This is a genomic window from Stenotrophomonas sp. PFBMAA-4, assembly GCF_030053215.1.
GTDB lineage: Bacteria > Pseudomonadota > Gammaproteobacteria > Xanthomonadales > Xanthomonadaceae > Stenotrophomonas.
Genome location: NZ_JASGBW010000018.1, coordinates 82,520 through 100,175 on the forward strand (window position 1 = coordinate 82,520; position 17,656 = coordinate 100,175).

A 17,656-nucleotide genomic window follows, 5' to 3' on the forward strand; every position below is an offset into this window, starting at 1 on the left:
TCAACGGTGTAGCGGGGCCTGGCCCCGCCACACGTCTGTCTTACCAGCTGCCGGTGGTCTTGAACTCGGCGATGCCCTTCTTGAAGGCACCTTCGATGTCGTTGTCCCAACCGCCGGTGGCGTTGACCTTGCCGACCAGCTCGCCCTGGGTGTTGGCGAAGTGGGCATGCAGGCCTTCTTCGAAGGCCAGCAGCTTGTTGACCGGCACGTCGTCGAGGTAACCCTCGTTGACCGCGTAGATCGACAGCGCCTGGTTGGCGATCGACATCGGCGCGTACTGCTTCTGCTTCATCAGCTCGGTGACGCGCTGGCCACGCTCCAGCTGCTTGCGGGTCGCTTCGTCCAGGTCCGAGGCGAACTGCGCGAACGCAGCCAGTTCACGGTACTGGGCCAGCGAGATACGGATGCCGCCCGACAGCTTCTTGATGATCTTGGTCTGGGCCGAGCCACCGACGCGCGACACCGAGATACCGGCGTTCACGGCCGGGCGGATGCCGGCGTTGAACAGATCGGTTTCCAGGAAGATCTGGCCGTCGGTGATCGAAATCACGTTGGTCGGAACGAAGGCGGACACGTCGCCGGCCTGGGTTTCGATGATCGGCAGCGCGGTCAGCGAACCGGTCTTGCCGGTGACCTTGCCTTCGGTGAACTTCTCGACGTATTCCTCGGACACGCGGGCTGCGCGCTCGAGCAGACGGGAGTGCAGGTAGAACACGTCACCCGGGTAGGCTTCACGGCCCGGCGGGCGCTTCAGCAGCAGCGAGATCTGGCGGTAGGCCACGGCCTGCTTGGACAGATCGTCGTACACGATCAGCGCGTCTTCGCCGCGGTCCATGAAGTACTCACCCATGGTGCAGCCCGAGTAGGCGCTGATGTACTGCATGGCAGCCGATTCGGAAGCGGTGGCGGCAACGACGACCGTGTGGGCCAGTGCGCCGTTTTCTTCCAGCTTGCGCACGATGTTGGCGATGGTCGAAGCCTTCTGGCCGATCGCAACGTACACGCACTTGATGCCGGTGCCCTTCTGGTTGATCACCGCATCGATGGCCATCGCGGTCTTGCCGGTCTGGCGGTCGCCGATGATCAGCTCGCGCTGGCCACGGCCGATCGGGATCATCGAGTCGACCGACTTGTAACCGGTCTGCACCGGCTGGTCGACCGACTTGCGCCAGATCACGCCCGGAGCAACGCGCTCCACCGGAGCGGTCAGGTCGGTGCCCAGCGGGCCCTTGCCGTCGATCGGCTCGCCCAGCGCGTTCACGACGCGGCCCAGCAGTTCCGGACCGACCGGCACTTCCAGGATGCGGCCGGTGGTCTTGGCGACGTCGCCTTCGCGCAGGTGCTCGTAGTCACCCAGGACCACGGCGCCGACCGAGTCGCGCTCCAGGTTCAGGGCCAGGGCGAAGGTGTTGTTCGGCAGTTCGATCATTTCGCCCTGCATCACGTCGGCCAGACCGAAGATGCGCACGATGCCGTCGGACACGCTGGTCACGGTGCCTTCGTTGCGCGATTCCGCGGCCAGCTTGACCTTCTCGATGCGGTTCTTGATCAGTTCGCTGATTTCGGAGGGGTTGAGCGTGGTTGCCATCGTCAAGTCCTAGTGCCGGCAGCGGGGCCGGACGTTAAATGAATTCAGTTAGCGAGCGCGGTCTGCAGACGGGCCAGCTTGCCCTTCAGCGAACCATCGATGACCACGTCGCCGGCGTCGATGACGGCACCGCCGATCAGCGAGGCATCGACCGCGGTGGTCACTTCGACCTCGCGGTTGAAGCGCTTGCGCAGCGCGACCTTGATCGCGTCCAGCTCACCGGCCGACAGTTCGGCCGCCGAGGTCACCGTGGCCTTGACCACGTGCTCGGCTTCGGCGCGCAGGGCGTCGAACATGCCAGCGACTTCCGGCAGCAGCGGCAGACGATGCGATTCGGCCAGCACGGCGAGGAAACGCGAGTAGGTCTCACCGTGGGTTTCCGGTGCCAGCAGTGCGACGGCTTCGTCGCGACCCAGCTCCGGGTTGGCGAGCAGGGCCGCCACGCGCGGGTCGGCGGCGACGTGGGCGGAGAACGCCAGGGCGTCCGACCACGGCGCGAACGTGCCTTCGTCACGCGCGGTCGCGAAGGCGGCGCGGGCGTACGGGCGGGCAAGCGTGAGGGCCTGGCTCATCCTTAGATCTCCGAGGCCAGCTCGTCGAGCAGCGCCTTGTGGGCGTTGGCGTCGATTTCGCGCTTGAGCAGCTTTTCGGCACCGGTCACGGCCAGCGCGGACACCTGCTTGCGCAGATCTTCACGGGCACGGTTGGCGGCGGCGTCGATCTCAGCCTGGGCCAGTTCCTTCTGACGGGTGGCTTCGGTGATCGCTTCGTTACGGGCAGCATCAACGATCTGGTTGGCGCGCGCGTGGGCCTGGTCGATGATCTCGTTGGCCTTGGTGCGTGCTTCTTTCAGCGCTTCGTTGACCTTCTCCTGCGCCTGGGCCAGATCTTTCTGGCTGCGGTCGGCAGCAGCGAGGCCTTCAGCGATCTTCTGCTGGCGCTCTTCGATCGCGTTCATCAGCGGCGGCCAGATCTTGGTCGCGATGATCCAGATCAGACCAGCGAAGGCGAGCGCCTGCGCAAGAAGGGTGAAATTGATATTCATGGTTAGCTCGATCGCTGGTTTCGGGGTGGAAGCGCCGCCGAAGCGGCGCATCCGGCCTTCATCCGAAACCGGGTGCATCAGCACCCGGTCGTCTCAAACCGCTGTATCAGCCGGCCAGAGCCTTGGTGACGGCGCCAGCAAAGGCAGCCGACAGCGGGTTGGCGAAGGCCAGCAGCAGGCCGACGGCGACCGAGATGATGAACGCGGCGTCGATCAGGCCGGCGGTGATGAACATGCGGACCTGCAGGACCGGGATCAGTTCCGGCTGGCGGGCGGCCGACTCCAGGAACTTACCAGCCATGATGGCCAGACCCAGGCCAGCGCCCAGCGCGGCCAGGCCGATCATGATGCCGACGGCAAGGGCGGTGGAGCTCTGAATCTGCGCGAAGTTGGTCAGGACGGCGAAGTACATGGTTATCTCCAGGAACTAAGTTGCTAAGGGTGATGAAACGGATGAAGGTGAAACTGGTTGAAGCTTGAAACTCAGTGAGCGTCTTCCGACAGGCTCAGGTACACGATCGACAGCATCATGAAGATGAAGGCCTGCAGCGGGATCACCAGCAGGTGGAACAGCATCCAGCCCAGACCGAATGCACCACCGGCAATGGCACCGAAGAAACCGGCACCACCCAGCACCCAGATCAGCAGGAACACGATTTCGCCGCCGAACATGTTGCCGAACAGTCGCATCGCCAGCGAGATCGGCTTGCTCAGCCACTCGACGATGTTGAGGATCAGGTTGAACGGCATCATCCACTTGCCGAACGGCGCCGTCAGGAATTCCTTGATGAAGCCCAGCAGGCCCTTCGACTTCAGCGCGAAGAACAGCATCAGGAAGAACACGCTGAAGGCCATGCCCAGGGTGGCGTTGACGTCAGCGGTCGGAACCGGCTTCCAGTAGTGCACGCCGGCCATTTCCAGCGGCTTGGCGATGAAATCGGCCGGGATCATCTTCAGCAGATTCATCAGCAGAATCCAGAAGAAGATGGTGATGGCGATCGGCGTGACCAGCTTGCTCTTGCCGTGGTAGGTGTCCTTGGCCTGGCGGTCAACGAACTCCAGGCAGATTTCCACGAACGCCTGCCACTTGCCCGGCACGCCGGCGGTGGCCTTGCGGGTACCCATCCAGAACGCGACCACGATCACCAGGCCCATCAGGACGGCGGTGAGGAAGGTATCGACGTGGATGTGCCAGAACATCCCTTCGCCGTTGCCGACCGGTGCGGTCAGGTTCTGCAGGTGATGCTGGATGTAGCTGGTAGGGGTTAGAGCCTCGCCCGCCATGTGTCCGGAACCTTAGTTAATTGAATTCTGTCAACGCCTGGCCAGAGCCAGGACCTGGAACATCAAACCGACGGCGATACCGGCCAACAGCGCCAATGCAGGCAGCTTGAAGACCAGGAAACCCGCCAGCAGGACGCCGAAAACGACTGCCCACTTCGCTACCACGGCAATGATCAGGCGAGCCATCGCCGAACCTGCCGCGACCGCACCCCCGCTCAGTGCCATCCGCGCCGCCACCCAACCCCCGGCCGAGACCGCCACGCCGGACAGCAGCGCACCCAGTGCGGCCTTCTGCCCCGCCAGCAGCAGGAATGCCAGGGCCAGGACAGCCACTGCGACCAGCGGATAGACCGCGGCGCGCAGCATCAGTCGCCGACCCGCTTCAACGGAGTTCAGCACAGTATGTCCCACATGGTTCTTGTGAAGGGCGGAGGCCGTTACAGCGTGCGTGCCTCATCGAGCCGCCAAATTATAGCAATGGGACAATTTGTGAGACAACCGCTGCCTGTTCATCCCCGGAGCCGCAAGTTGCCGAATCGGCAGGATTTTTACGGCCCACAGGGGGGACAATAGCGTCCGCACCATGCTGCAGCGCAGCGCATTCAACTTTGGTCGCAGGCTGCGGAACTTTCCCGCGCGCGCCCTGTCCTACCTTTCGACCTGTCTGCAGCAACCTCGTCGACGCTTCGCCCCGCAGGTCCCAGGATGGCCCCGTAGTCCGCTCCGGGGCCATCTTCTTTGCAGCGGCATGACGGCGCTGAACCGTCCACGCAACGTGGACCATACGTTCACGTAGGGTGGACGTGCACGTCCGGCACAGTGGACTTCATTCCGAATTAACCACTGCAAGGACTCTGCGATGCGCCCCGTACCCACCCTGCTCGCCCTCTCGCTGCTCGCCGCCGGCGCGTCGTTTGCCAATGCTGCCCACGCTGCGGAAGGCGATCCGCGCTTCACGCTGCGCGTGGGTGCGATGAACATCGAGAACGACAACACCATCCGCGGCAACACCACTGTCGCCGGCCAGGATGTCAACGTCAGCGAAGATTTCAAGATGGGCGGCAAGGAATGGGAGCCGCGCGTTGACGGCGTGTTCCGCGTCAGCGACCGCCAGCGCCTGATCTTCGACTACTTCAAGTGGGACAAGGACCGCCGCGAGACGCTGGATGACGGCATCGCCTTCGGCCAGATCAACGTGCCGGAAGGCAGCTTCGTCAAGGCCGAGCTGAAGTACCAGGTCGCCAGCCTCGTGTACGACTACTCGGTGGTGGACACCGAAAAGTTCGACATGGGCCTGCAGCTGGGTGCCGAATGGGCCAAGGTCAGCGCCAAGGGCTTTGCTGATCTGGGCAACGTCTACAACGGCCGCTTCCTGGACGAGAGCGAGAGCGGTGTGGCCCCGGTGGTCGGTGCCCGCCTGACCTTCAACCCGGCCGACCGCTGGCTGATCAACATCCAGGGCCAGTATCTGAACACGAAGTGGGGCAGCTTCGATGACTACGACGGCGACCTGAGCCGTGCCAACGCCATCGTCGAATACCGCTTCACCGAGACCTTCGGCGTGTTCGCCGGCTACGACTGGTTCAAGCTGGACGTTGACCAGAAGGGCAGCGACGGCGTGGTCGGCCTGAAGCAGGAGTTCAAGGGTCCGATTGCCGGCATCAGCTTGACCTTCTGATCGAGCGTTAAAGAGCTCTCTCCATCGCGGCGCCCGGGCAACCGGCGCCGCGTTTTTTCATGCACCCGCCCCCGTGCGGGCAACAAAAAACCCGGCATTCGCCGGGTTTTTCGCATGCAACGCGCAGGCGCGTTATTTCTTCTTCGGCATGTACAGATCGGTGATCGTGCCGTCGTAGATTTCCGACGCCATCGCCACCGATTCGCTCAGCGTCGGGTGGGCATGGATGGTGTGGCCGATGTCTTCGGCTTCGGCACCCATCTCGATGGCCAGGCCGATCTCGGCCAGCAGGTCACCGGCGTGCACGCCGACGATGGCACCACCGATGATGCGGTGGGTCTCTTCGTCGAAGATCAGCTTGGTGAAACCCTCGGTACGGCCGATGCCGATCGCGCGACCGCTGGCGGCCCACGGGAACTTGGCCACGCCGACCTTCAGGCCCTTGGCCTTGGCTTCGGTCTCGGTGACGCCGACCCAGGCGATTTCCGGGTTGGTGTAGGCCACCGACGGAATCACGCGGGCGACCCATTCCTTCTTGTGGCCGGCGGCCACTTCGGCAGCCAGCTTGCCCTCATGCGTGGCCTTGTGGGCCAGCATCGGGTTGCCGACGATGTCGCCGATGGCAAAGATGTGCGGCACGTTGGTGCGCATCTGGCGATCGACCGGGATGAAGCCACGCTCGGTGACCTGCACGCCCGCCTTCTCGGCATCGATCTTCTTGCCGTTCGGCGAGCGGCCCACGGCCACCAGCACGCGGTCGAAGGTGCCCTGCGCCAGGGCCGGCGACTGGCCTTCCTCGGCGGCTTCGAAGGTGACGGTGATGCCCTTGGCATCGGCGGTGACGCCCGAGGCCTTGGTCTTCAGGTGCACTTCGATGCCCTGCTTCTTCAGGCGGTCGGCCAGCGGCTTGACCAGGTCCTTGTCGGCGCCCGGCATCAGCTGGTCCATGAACTCGACCACGGTGACCTTGCTGCCCAGCGCGCCATACACGGTGGCCATTTCCAGGCCGATGATGCCGCCGCCGACGACCAGCAGCGAGCCCGGCACTTCGGCCAGCTCCAGCGCGTCGGTGGAATCCATCACGCGCTTGTCGTCCCACGGGAAGTTGGGCAGCTTCACCGCCTGCGAACCGGCGGCGATGATGCACTTCTGGAAGCGCAGCAGCTGGGTGCTGCCGTCAGCTGCGGTGATTTCCAGTTCGTTGGCCGAGATGAACCTGCCGACGCCCTGCACGCTGCGGACCTTGCGCTGCTTGGCCATGCCGGCCAGGCCCTTGGTCAGCTGGTTGACGACCTTTTCCTTGTACTGGCGCAGCTTGTCCAGGGTGATGGTCGGCTTGCCGAACTCGACGCCGAAATCACCGGCATGGGCCACTTCGTCGATGACCGCTGCGGCGTGCAGCAGGGCCTTGGACGGGATGCAGCCCACGTTGAGGCAGACGCCGCCAAGGCTGGCGTAGCGCTCGACCAGCACGGTGTCCAGGCCGACGTCGGCGGCGCGGAAAGCGGCGGTGTAGCCGCCCGGGCCCGAGCCCAGCACGACCATTTCGCATTCGATGTCGGCCGGCTTGCCACTGGACAGCGCCGGCTTCGGCGCAGCCGGTTCGGCCGGGGCGCGGTGCGACGGGGTCACCGGCGGCTTGCTGGCCGGGGCGGCGGCGGCCGGGGCCGGTGCAGCGGCCTTGGCCGGGGCTTCGGCGGCGCCTTCAGCGTCCAGCACCACGACCACGGCACCTTCGGACAGGGTGTCGCCCAGCTTGACCTTGATTTCCTTGACCACGCCGGCGGCCGAGGACGGCACTTCCAGGGTGGCCTTGTCCGATTCCAGGGTCACCAGACCCTGATCCTTCTTCACCGTATCGCCGACGGCGACCAACACTTCGATCACCGGCACATCGCTGTAATCGCCGATGTCGGGAACCTTGACTTCAATCGTGGCCATGGTGGTTTTCCTCGTGCCCGGCCGGCGGCGCCGGCGGGCTGTCACTGCATCTGTTCACGCGGCCGCGCCAGGGGGCAGCGGCCGCACGGTGGGGGCGAAGCGGTGCCTTACAGCAGCACGCGGCGCATGTCGGCCAGTACCTGCGACAGGTACGTGGTGAAGCGTGCGGCCAGGGCGCCATCGATGACGCGGTGGTCGTAGCTCAGCGACAGCGGCAGCATCAGCTTCGGTGCGAATTCCTTGCCGTTCCAGACCGGCTGGATGGCGGACTTGGAGACGCCGAGGATGGCCACTTCCGGTGCGTTGACGATCGGGGTGAACGCGGTGCCGCCGATGCCGCCCAGCGAGCTGATCGAGAAGCAGCCGCCGCTCATGTCGGCCGGGCCCAGCTTGCCGTCACGTGCCTTCTTGGCCAGTTCGGTGGTTTCCTGCGCGATCTGCACCACGCCCTTCTTGTCCACGTCGCGGATGACCGGCACGACCAGGCCGTTCGGCGTATCGGCGGCGAAGCCGATGTGGAAGTACTTCTTCAGGGTCAGGTTTTCACCGCTGGCATCGAGCGAGGCGTTGAATTCCGGGAACTTCTTCAGCGCCGCGGCGCTGGCCTTGATCAGGAAGGCGAGCATGGTCAGCTTGATGCCGGCCTTCTCGTTCTCCTTGTTCAGCGCCACGCGCAGGCCTTCCAGGTCGGTGATGTCGGCCTGTTCGAACTGGGTGACGTGCGGGATCATGGCCCAGTTGCGGGCCAGGTTCGCACCGGAAATCTTCTTGATGCGCGACAGCGGCTGCACTTCGGTCTCGCCGAACTTGCTGAAGTCGACCTTCGGCCACGGCAGCAGGTTCAGGCCACCACCGGCGGCGACGGCAGCACCGGCAGCAGCCGGCACGCCACCGCTCAGCGCGGCCTTGACGAACTTCTGCACGTCACCCTTGGTGATGCGGCCGCCCTTCTCGGTGCCGCTGATCTGCAGCAGGTCCACGCCCAGTTCGCGGGCGAACACGCGCACGGCCGGGGTGGCATACGGCACCTTGGCCGGCAGCACGCCATCGGCGTTGAACTGCACCGGCGGGCTGGCCGGGGTGCCGGCCGAGGCGATCTCGCGGGCGGCCAGCTTGTCCGGCTGGGCCGGAACGGCGACCGGCTCGACCTTGGTGGCGGTTTCGGCGGCGGCCGGGGCAGCGGCAGCGGCGGCCTTGCTCGGGGCCGGCGCGGCAGCGCCTTCGGCCTCGATGATGGCGACCACGGCACCCTGCGACAGGTTGTCGCCGACCTTGACCTTCAGTTCCTTGACCACGCCAGCGACCGAGGACGGCACTTCCATGGTGGCCTTGTCGCTTTCCAGCGTGACCAGGCCCTGGTCCTTCTTGACCGTGTCGCCGACGGCGACCAGCACTTCGATGACCGGGATGTCGGTGTAATCGCCGATGTCCGGCACCAGCGCTTCAACGGCACCGCCGCTGGCAGCCGGGGCGGCCGGCGCTGCAGCGGCCGGGGCCGGGGCGCTCTGGGTGGCGGCAGCCGGGGCAGCGGCCTTGGCCGGGGCCGGGGCGGCATCGGCGGGCTTGGCAGCCTCGCCTTCAGCCACTTCGATCAGGGCCACGACCTTGCCCTCGGAGAGGTTGTCGCCGACCTTGACCTTGATTTCCTTGACCACACCGGCGACCGAGGACGGCACTTCCATCGTGGCCTTGTCGCTTTCCAGCGTCACCAGGCCCTGGTCCTTCTTGACCGTGTCGCCGACGGCGACAAGCACCTCGATTACCGGGATATCGCTGTAGTCACCGATATCGGGGACAAGTGCTTCCTTGATTTCGGCCATGGGGATAACTCCGGCAATCTGGTGTAGGGAAACGTCTATTGTGCGGCCAGAGGGGGCCAGCGCCAACCGTTACAGGTATTTTCAGTACGCACGCCGCCGGGACACGCTGTTGCCAAAGGCCTGCGGGCACTTCCAGTCGGTAGCGTATTGTCCCGACGATGTCCGCTTCATGTCGCCAGCGCGTCAGCCAGCGGCTGCCAGGCCTGGCGCAGGCGCGGCAGGGACCACGCGGCATTGGCCGGGCTGGTGGACGGCAGCGCAAGCACGGCCGGCGATGCCGCCAGATCCGGCACAACCCAGCGCTGCAGTGCCTGCCAGGCCGCGCCGCCATTACAGGCGACCAGGCGCAACCCCGGCAGGCCGGCGATCAGTGCGGGCAGCGCATTGGGCACTTCCGACCCGCGCACGATGTCCGCATCCAGGCTGCCGCGCCGCTGGCACTGGCCGATCACATCCCACAGGCCGACACCGGCGTCGGCCAGCGCATGCAGCCGCGCCTCGTATGCGAGCGCCGGATCGAACCCGCACAGATCACCGAGCAACGGCCAGAAGCGGTTGCGCGGATGCGCGTAGTACTGCTGTTCCTGCAGCGACGCGACACCGGGCATCGAGCCGAGCACGAGCACGCGGCAATCGACCTCCACGCGCGCAGGCAGGCCGATGCACAACGCATCGCTGCTCACGTTTCCTCCAACTGCATGAACGATCGCATCTATCCAAAACCCCTTTAAAACAGCGTTTTCGCGCTGCCCGCTGAACAGTTGGAACCAAATTTTAACGCGCGTCGGATTCGATTCATGTTGGGGCGACTACGGTGACATCGCCCCGCAACCGGGGGCCCAAAAAAAGAAACGACAGGAGATTCCCCCATGCGTTCCATCCGTATCCTGAGCCTCGCCCTGCTGACCTCCGCTGCCTTCGCACCTGCTGCATTCGCGCAGGACAGCAGCGCCACCGACACCGCCTCGGGCAAGCATTTTGCCGTGGTTGGCGGCGTGTCGCTGCTGCAGCCGAAGAATGACCCGATCGACGGCATCAAGAAGGTCGACGGCGGCCCGGCGCCGACCGTCAGCTTCAGCTACTACGTCAACGACAACTGGGCCGTTGAGCTGTGGGGCGCTGCCGACAAGTTCGACCACCGCGTCAAGGGTCCGGGCAATGCCCGCCTGGGCAGCGTCGAACAGCAGCCGGTCGCGCTGAGCGGCCAGTACCACTTCGGCCAGGCTGACAACGTGTTCCGTCCGTTCGTGGGCGTGGGTTACTTCCAGTCGGCCTTCAGCAATGAAAACTTCGCCGGCGGCGATGACATCCGCCTGAAGGATGCCAAGGGTGCCATCGGCACGGTGGGCGTGGACATGAACATCAACTCCACCTGGTTCGCCCGCGCCGATGCCCGCTACATGCACTCGCGCCCGGACCTGAAGGTTGCCGGCCAGAAGGTTGGCGAAGCCAAGCTTGACCCGTGGACCGTGGGCTTCGGCATCGGCGCACGCTTCTAAGCGGTTCCCCGCTCCACTGTGTTGAAACGACGGGCCCTGCGGGGCCCGTTGTTGTTTCCGCCACCGCGGATTCGGCTGGTAGAGTCGACTGCTAGTCGACTGCCGTTGAGGAGCAGTCGACTAGCAGTCGACTCTACCGGTCGATTTCACCGAGGGATGGGGGGCACCGTGCACGAAATCGACCTGCTGGTGATCGGCGGTGGCATCAACGGCACCGGCATCGCCCGCGATGCCAGCGGCCGCGGCCTGCGCGTGCTGCTGTGTGAACAGCATGATCTGGCCGCGCACACCTCCAGTGCCAGCAGCAAGCTGGTCCACGGCGGCCTGCGCTACCTGGAACAACGCGAGTTCGGCCTGGTGCGCAAGGCGCTGGGCGAGCGTGAGACGGTGCGCCGGCAGGCGCCTTACCTGGTCCATCCGCTGCGCTTCGTGCTGCCGTGGGAACCGCACCTGCGGCCGCGCTGGATGCTGCGCGCGGGCCTGTGGCTGTACGACCACCTGGGCCGGCGCAGCCCGGCTTTCCCCGCCTCGCGCTCGCTGCAGCTGCCCGGCGATGCACTCGGCAGCTGGCTGGCTCCGCACCTGCAGGAGGCCTTCAGCTATGCCGACGCACAGGTGGACGATGCGCGGCTGGTGGTGCTCAACGCGCTGGATGCCGCCGGCCGGGGCGCACGCATCCTCACCTGTACGCGCTGCACGGATCTGCAGCAGACACCCACGCACTGGCGGGCGACGCTGGAAGACCGCGACGGTCGGACCCACACCGTGCAGGCCCGCGCCGTGGCCAACGCGGCCGGGCCGTGGGCCGGTGGCCTGCTGCAGCGCATGCTGCCGGGCGACGGCTCGCCCGCGCTGCGCCTGGTGCAGGGCAGCCATATCGTCCTGCGCCGGCCCTGGCCCACGCACAGTGCCTGCCTGCTGCAGCAGCCGGATGGACGCGTGGTGTTCCTGCTGCCATTCGCGCACGACCACCTGCTGGTGGGCACTACTGATACCGACTACCGCGGCGACCCGGCACGCTGCAGCGTCCTGCCCTCGGAAGTGGAGTACCTGTGCGCGGCCGCCAACCGCTACCTGCGCGAGCCGATCCGCGCCGCCGATGTCGTCTGGCAGTTTGCCGGCGTGCGCCCGCTGCTGGCCGCCACCGATCCGCAGGCGGCGAAGCTGAGCCGCGACTATCGGCTGCAGTTGCAGGGCGGTGGCGCACCGGCCGTGCACGTGCTGGGCGGCAAGCTGACCACCTACCGCGTGCTGGCCGAAGAAGCCCTGGATCTGCTGCGTCCCCACCTGCCCGGCATGGGCCCGGCCTGGACGGCACGCGGCGATGCCCTGCCCGGCAGTGACTGGGGCGATGCTGGTGCGGCGTGTGGGCAGCTGCAGCGGCTCGCCCCCTGGCTGCCCGCCCCGCTCGCCCGGCGCTGGGCCGAAGCCTATGGCAGCCGCAGCGCGGCGTTGATCGATGGCGCGAGCGCGCTGGCCGACCTGGGGGAAGACTTCGGCAGCGGCCTGTACGCGCGCGAGGTGGCCTGGCTGCAGCAGCACGAATGGGCATGGACTGCCGAGGACGTGCTGTGGCGACGCAGCAAGCTGGGCCTGCGCCTGGACGCAGCGCAGGTGGCACGCCTGCAGGCGTGGATGCAGAAACGGTAGAGTCGAGCCTGCTCGACTGACGCAAGATCCAGTCGAGCAAGCTCGACTCTACCAACACCACCACCGGAGACGCCCCATGACGCCCCGCTACGTGCTGGCCATCGACCAGGGCACCACCAGTTCGCGCGCGATCCTGTTCGACCGTGGCGGCAACATCGTCGGCAGCGCGCAGCGTGAATTCAGCCAGGTGTTCCCGCAGCCGGGCTGGGTGGAACACGATCCGCGCGAGATCCTCACCAGCGTCTACGCAACCATGACCGAACTGCTCAGCCGCGAGCAGATCGACCCACGGCAGATTGCCGCACTGGGCATCACCAACCAGCGCGAAACCACCGTGGTGTGGGACCGCGCCACCGGCCAGCCGATCCACAATGCCATCGTCTGGCAGTCGCGGCAGAGCCAGGCCATCTGCGAGCGGCTGCGCGCCGATGGCCATGAAGCCCTGATCCGCGAGCGCACCGGCCTGCTGATCGATGCCTACTTCTCGGCCACCAAGGTGCGCTGGATCCTCGACCACGTGGACGGTGCGCAGCAGCGCGCCGAACGTGGCGAACTGCTGTTCGGCACCATCGACAGCTGGCTGGTCTGGAACCTGAGCGGCGGCCAGGCCCACGTGACCGACTACAGCAACGCCGCGCGTACCCTGCTGTTCAACATCCACACCCTGCAATGGGACGACGACCTGCTGGCGTTGCTGGACATCCCGCGCGCGATGCTGCCCAGCGTGCGCGATTCCAGCGCGGTGTACGCACATACGCGGCCCCAGTTCTTCTTCGACCACCCGATCCCGATCGCCGGCATCGCCGGTGACCAGCAGGCGGCGCTGTTCGGCCAGGCCTGCTTCCAGCCGGGCATGGTCAAGAACACCTATGGCACCGGCTGCTTCATGCTGATGCACACCGGCACGCAGGCGGTGCGCTCGCGCAACGGCCTGCTGACCACCATCGCCTGGGGCATCGGCGGGCGCGTGGAATATGCGCTGGAAGGGTCGATCTTCATTGCTGGATCGGTGGTGCAGTGGCTGCGCGACGGGCTGCACATGATCGACCACGCCAGCGACAGCCAGGCATTGGCAGCGAAGGTGGACGACAGCGGCGGGGTCTATCTCGTGCCGGCCTTCGTCGGCTTGGGCGCGCCGTACTGGCGCAGCGATGTGCGCGGGGCGATGTTCGGCCTGACCCGGGGCACCAGCAAGGCGCACTTCGTGCGCGCTGCGCTGGAGGCGATGGCCTACCAGACGCGTGACGTGCTCGATGCGATGCAGTCCGATGCGGGCATTGCCCTGAGCGAACTGCGCGCCGATGGCGGTGCGATCGGCAACGATTTCCTGGCCGGGTTCCAGGCCGACATCCTCGGCGTACCGCTGCTGCGACCACGGCTGACCGAAACCACCGCGCTGGGGGCGGCCTACCTGGCCGGCCTGGCGGTGGGGTTCTGGGAAAGCCGCGAGCAGATTGCCGCGCAGTGGGGCCTGGACCAGCGCTTCGAGCCGAAGATGGACCCGGCGCGACGCGAGAGGCTGTATGCCGGGTGGCAGCAGGCCGTGGCCGCCACCCTCGCCTTCCACGTCGATTGAAGGCGGTAGCGCCGGGCCATGCCCGGCGAACACCCATTCCGCCGGGCATGGCCCGGCGCTACCCCAACATCAGAACGCCGGCAGCACCGCGCCCTTGTACTTGGTTTCGATGAAGGCCTTCACCTGCGGGCTGGTCAGTGCCTTGGCCAGCTTCTGCACGCGGGCGTCGTCCTTGTTGTCCGGGCGCGCGACCAGGAAGTTCACGTACGGCGAGTCCTTGCTCTCGATCGCCAGCGCGTCCTGGGTCGGGTTCAGGCCCGCATCCAGCGCGTAGTTGGTGTTGATCAGGGCCAGGTCGACCTGGTCCAGCACGCGCGGCAGCATCGCCGAATCCAGCTCGCGGAACTTCAGCTTCTTCGGGTTGGCGATGATGTCGCGCTGGGTCGACAGGGCGTTGCTCGGGTCCTTCAGCTCGATCACGCCGGCCTTGTGCAGCAGGATCAGCGCGCGGCTGTTGTTGCTCGGGTCGTTGGGAATGACCACGTCGGCGCCTTCGCGCAGGTCGGCCAGCGACTTCACCTTGCGCGAGTACGCACCGAAGGGCTCGATGTGCACGCCGATCACCTTGGTCAGGTCGGTCTTGCGGTCGCGGTTGTAGGCATCCAGATACGGCTCGGTCTGGAAGTAGTTGGCGTCCACCTGCTTCTGCACGAGCTGGTCGTTGGGCTGCACGTAATCGTTGAACACGCGCACGTCCAGGTCCACACCGTCCTCCTTGAGGATCGGCTTGACCACCTCCAGGATCTCCGCGTGCGGCACGGCGGTGGCGGCCACCACCAGCTTCTGCGAAGGCTCACCGGACTTGCCGCAGGCGGTCAGGGCCAGCGCAGCGGCGAACAGGGGCAGCAACAGGGTCTTCTTCATGGGGGCAACGGGTCTCTCGGGGGGAGGATCAGGGGTTTTCGTAGTTGGACAGGGCCAGGTCCAGCAGCGCCTTGGCCTGCTCGCGCAGCATCACCGGCTCGACGATCTCGGCATCGGAACCGTAATGCAGCACGTCCATCAGCAGCTCGCGCGAGACGCTGTAGGGCACCTTCAGCTCGTAGCGGCCATCAGGCAGGAAACGGCCCTGCTGCTTGGAATGCCAGTGCTCGTCGGCCACCCAGCGCGCGGCCTTGGCGCTGAACAGGATGGTCGCCCAGCCCTTGGGCTGGCCGGAGAAGATGCCGTAGCTGGCGCCCAGCTGTTCGTCCAGCTCGGATTCGGCCACGTCGCGGGCACCGCTGTCGACCACCCGCGCCTTGTGCACGCGGTCCACGGCAAAGCTGCGCAGGGCTTCGCGGTCGTGGTCCCAGGCATCCAGGTACCAGTTGTCGCGGTAGTGGGTCAGGCGTTGCGGCGAGACGGTGCGCCGGGTCGACTCATCGGTGGAGCGGGCGCGGTACTCGAACGCCAGCTGCTTGCGCTCGAGCACGGCCGAGGCAACGGTGCGGAAGCTGCCTTCATCGAACTTGCGGCCGCGGTGCGGGATCACCCGCACCCGGTCCACCGGCCAGTTGGAGACACCGGCCTGGGCCGCCAGCAGGCTTTCGATGCGCTGCTGCAGCGGGGCCAGCACCGACGACAGCACGCCGCCGCCGGTACGCGCCAGCAGGTGCTGCGAGGCCAGCAGGGCGTGCAGCTCCTCCGAGCTGAGCCACAGCCCGGGCAGCTCGAAGCGATCGCTCTCGTCAGCCATGTAGCGGAAGCCGGCCTCGCCGTCGCCCTCGATCGGGGCCATCAGCGCGTCGCGCAGGAAGGCCAGATCACGGTAGACGGTGGCACGGGAACAACCGAGCTTGTCCTGCAGGGTCGCCACCGTCACCGGATAGCGCGCGGACTTGAGCAGACGATGCAGGGCGGTGATGCGTTCGTATCGGTCCATGCCCCTGATTATGTCCGAGTCGCGGGCGTTGTGTGGGGGCTTTGGGCTATCGTGGGCGCCCCCCGCCCCATGGAGCGCCCGATGCGCCGCCTGCCTGCCCTGCCCCTGCTGGCCTGCCTGCTGCTGGCCGCCTGTGATCGCGCCCCCGCTCCGGCGGCCGCCGACGCCCCGGTACCGGCCGCCGAGCCGGCGCACGCGGTGCTGGCCGCCAGCGAGCGCCTGGCCGGCCTGCGCAGCTTCCACGCCGAACTGGACCTGCAGGGTGCGGCGCAGCCGGTGCGCAGCGCCATGGACTTCGTCGCGCCCGACCGCTTCCGGGTGCAGACCCCGGCCGGCCAGCAGACGATCATCGGCGACACCATGTTCCTGCAGGCCGGCAGCGCCATCCAGCAGGTACCGACCCCGCCGGGCCTGATGGAGCAGTGGCGCAGCCCGCTGCCCAAGGATGCCCCCGCAGCCGAGCTGCGGGCCGAGGACCTGGGCCGGCAGTCGCTGGACGGGGTGGATACCCGCCACTACCGCCTGCTGGGCGAGGCCGGCGAGCGGCTGGAATACTGGGTGGACGACCAGGGGCTGCCGCGGCAGATCGTGCGCAGCGGCAGCAACCAGGGGCGTCCGTACCAGCTGCGCCTGCGCTACTCGCGCTTCAACGACCCGGCACTGCGCATCGAGCGCCCCTGAATGGGCGATGGCGGTAACGCCTGCTGAAGCGGTGCTTCCGACCGGTTCTGGCGGCTATGGCGCATCCAGTATCATCACGGGTTGTTAACCGCTTCGGAGAAGCCTTGATGTCCCTGCGCGTGACCCTGCTTGTGCCCCTCCTGCTGTGCGCGCCGCTGGCGTATGCCCAGGATGCCTCCGAACTGGCGGCGATGACTTCGCCGTGGAGCGGCAGCGGTGGCGAACTGGGCTTTGCCGCAGCCAGCGGCAACAGCAGCACCGAGAGCTTCAACGGCGCCCTGCGCCTGCGCTACACCGATGGCGACTGGGTGCACACCATGGACCTGTTCGGCCTGCGCTCCAGCTCCAAGGTGACCGAGACCAACGACGACGGCAGCACCTCCCGCCGCGACAACACCACGGCCAACCGCTATACCGGCGCCGCCGGCAGTGCGCTGCAGCTGGGCGAACACCGCCAGCTGTTCGCCAAGGTGCGTACCGAGCGCGATGACTTCGCCACCTATGATCGCCGCAGCTCGTTCGGCCTGGGCTACGGTACCCGCCTGATCAACACCGAGCGCCTCTCCTTCGACGCCCTGCTGGGCCCGGGTGTCAGCCGCACCCACAGCACCGAGGACGACCGCACCCGCACCGGCCTGATCGGCCAGGGCCAGTTCGAGCTGAAGTTCGCCATCACCGGCAACACCGACCTGGTCAACAACCTGCTGGTCGAATCGGGCTCGTACAACACCTTCGGCCAGAACGATTTCGGCGTGTCGGTGAGCATGAACGAACACCTGGCCCTGAAGGCCGGCTGGCAGGCCCGTTACAACAGCGATGTGGCCGACGACAAGCGCCGGACCGATACGCTGACCACGATGAACGTGGTCTACAAGTTCAAATGAGAAACGGGCGCCCAGGGCGCCCGTTCTTTATTTGTAGAGTCGAGGGTGGGGGGGGGGGGGGGGGGGGCCCCCCGAGGAAGGGAGGCAGGAAAAACCGCCCAATAGAGCCAGAGCAAAGAAAAAGGGGGCCCGGGGCGGCGGTAAGC

17 protein-coding genes are annotated in these 17,656 nt (G+C 66.5%); 6 read left to right on the top strand and 11 right to left on the bottom strand.

Annotated features, from left to right (window positions below):
- Positions 1 to 40: 40 nt before the first annotated feature.
- The 6 genes from atpA to QMZ26_RS12750 form a co-directional block, all read right to left on the bottom strand.
- Positions 41 to 1,588: a F0F1 ATP synthase subunit alpha gene (gene atpA / locus QMZ26_RS12725; protein WP_108747433.1), complete on the bottom strand. Its 1,548-nt coding sequence runs from the start codon at positions 1,586 to 1,588 to the stop codon at positions 41 to 43.
- Positions 1,589 to 1,632: 44 nt separating this feature from the next.
- Positions 1,633 to 2,160 (bottom strand): F0F1 ATP synthase subunit delta, encoded by a 528-nt coding sequence (locus QMZ26_RS12730; protein WP_283221665.1) that lies wholly within the window; start codon positions 2,158 to 2,160, stop codon positions 1,633 to 1,635.
- Positions 2,161 to 2,162: 2 nt separating this feature from the next.
- The gene (locus tag QMZ26_RS12735) at positions 2,163 to 2,633 is read right to left on the bottom strand and encodes a F0F1 ATP synthase subunit B (RefSeq protein WP_005419512.1); all 471 of its coding nucleotides are present in this window, start codon (positions 2,631 to 2,633) and stop codon (positions 2,163 to 2,165) included.
- 106 nt (positions 2,634 to 2,739) lie between these two features.
- Positions 2,740 to 3,045, bottom strand: coding sequence for a F0F1 ATP synthase subunit C (gene atpE, locus QMZ26_RS12740; RefSeq protein ID WP_005411133.1), 306 nt, complete (start codon positions 3,043 to 3,045; stop codon positions 2,740 to 2,742).
- Positions 3,046 to 3,116: 71 nt separating this feature from the next.
- Positions 3,117 to 3,917, bottom strand: coding sequence for a F0F1 ATP synthase subunit A (atpB, locus tag QMZ26_RS12745; RefSeq protein WP_079223562.1), 801 nt, complete (start codon positions 3,915 to 3,917; stop codon positions 3,117 to 3,119).
- 30 nt (positions 3,918 to 3,947) lie between these two features.
- Positions 3,948 to 4,283, bottom strand: a complete 336-nt coding sequence (locus QMZ26_RS12750; protein WP_079223564.1) for a hypothetical protein — start codon at positions 4,281 to 4,283, stop codon at positions 3,948 to 3,950.
- 493 nt (positions 4,284 to 4,776) lie between these two features.
- Here QMZ26_RS12750 and QMZ26_RS12755 point away from each other — a divergent pair, with 493 nt between their 5' ends.
- On the top strand, positions 4,777 to 5,595 hold the full coding sequence (locus QMZ26_RS12755; RefSeq protein WP_283221666.1) for a hypothetical protein: 819 nt from the start codon (positions 4,777 to 4,779) through the stop codon (positions 5,593 to 5,595).
- Between the two features lie 132 nt (positions 5,596 to 5,727).
- On the opposite strand, the gene lpdA is transcribed toward QMZ26_RS12755, so the two are convergent.
- The 3 genes from lpdA to QMZ26_RS12770 form a co-directional block, all read right to left on the bottom strand.
- Positions 5,728 to 7,536: a dihydrolipoyl dehydrogenase gene (gene lpdA / locus QMZ26_RS12760; RefSeq protein WP_283221667.1), complete on the bottom strand. Its 1,809-nt coding sequence runs from the start codon at positions 7,534 to 7,536 to the stop codon at positions 5,728 to 5,730.
- Positions 7,537 to 7,643: 107 nt separating this feature from the next.
- Positions 7,644 to 9,356, bottom strand: a complete 1,713-nt coding sequence (aceF, locus tag QMZ26_RS12765) for a dihydrolipoyllysine-residue acetyltransferase (protein WP_283221668.1) — start codon at positions 9,354 to 9,356, stop codon at positions 7,644 to 7,646.
- Positions 9,357 to 9,523: 167 nt separating this feature from the next.
- Positions 9,524 to 10,039 carry a DNA-deoxyinosine glycosylase gene (locus QMZ26_RS12770; RefSeq protein WP_283221669.1) on the bottom strand — a complete coding sequence of 172 codons (516 nt, stop codon included), beginning with the start codon at positions 10,037 to 10,039 and terminating at the stop codon, positions 9,524 to 9,526.
- A 186-nt stretch (positions 10,040 to 10,225) separates the two neighbouring features.
- Between QMZ26_RS12770 and QMZ26_RS12775 the strand changes: the two genes are divergently transcribed.
- From QMZ26_RS12775 to glpK, 3 genes are all read left to right on the top strand, one after another.
- A complete protein-coding gene (locus tag QMZ26_RS12775; protein WP_079223573.1) occupies positions 10,226 to 10,855 on the top strand; it encodes an OmpW family outer membrane protein in 630 nt (209 codons plus the stop codon).
- Between the two features lie 168 nt (positions 10,856 to 11,023).
- A complete protein-coding gene (gene glpD / locus QMZ26_RS12780; protein WP_283221670.1) occupies positions 11,024 to 12,505 on the top strand; it encodes a glycerol-3-phosphate dehydrogenase in 1,482 nt (493 codons plus the stop codon).
- A 76-nt stretch (positions 12,506 to 12,581) separates the two neighbouring features.
- Positions 12,582 to 14,081, top strand: coding sequence for a glycerol kinase GlpK (gene glpK / locus QMZ26_RS12785; protein WP_079223575.1), 1,500 nt, complete (start codon positions 12,582 to 12,584; stop codon positions 14,079 to 14,081).
- 69 nt (positions 14,082 to 14,150) lie between these two features.
- On the opposite strand, the gene QMZ26_RS12790 is transcribed toward glpK, so the two are convergent.
- Together QMZ26_RS12790 and QMZ26_RS12795 are read right to left on the bottom strand one after the other, a co-directional pair.
- Complete coding sequence (locus tag QMZ26_RS12790; RefSeq protein ID WP_283221671.1) at positions 14,151 to 14,945, bottom strand: MetQ/NlpA family ABC transporter substrate-binding protein; 795 nt, start codon at positions 14,943 to 14,945, stop codon at positions 14,151 to 14,153.
- A gap of 28 nt (positions 14,946 to 14,973) precedes the next feature.
- The gene (locus QMZ26_RS12795) at positions 14,974 to 15,945 is read right to left on the bottom strand and encodes a YafY family protein (RefSeq protein ID WP_200733160.1); all 972 of its coding nucleotides are present in this window, start codon (positions 15,943 to 15,945) and stop codon (positions 14,974 to 14,976) included.
- An 81-nt stretch (positions 15,946 to 16,026) separates the two neighbouring features.
- Here QMZ26_RS12795 and QMZ26_RS12800 point away from each other — a divergent pair, with 81 nt between their 5' ends.
- Together QMZ26_RS12800 and QMZ26_RS12805 are read left to right on the top strand one after the other, a co-directional pair.
- Complete coding sequence (locus QMZ26_RS12800) at positions 16,027 to 16,626, top strand: hypothetical protein (protein ID WP_108747438.1); 600 nt, start codon at positions 16,027 to 16,029, stop codon at positions 16,624 to 16,626.
- Positions 16,627 to 16,733: 107 nt separating this feature from the next.
- Entirely contained in the window at positions 16,734 to 17,510 is a 777-nt protein-coding gene (locus tag QMZ26_RS12805; protein ID WP_108758930.1) for a DUF481 domain-containing protein, read from the top strand.
- Positions 17,511 to 17,656 lie beyond the last annotated feature (146 nt).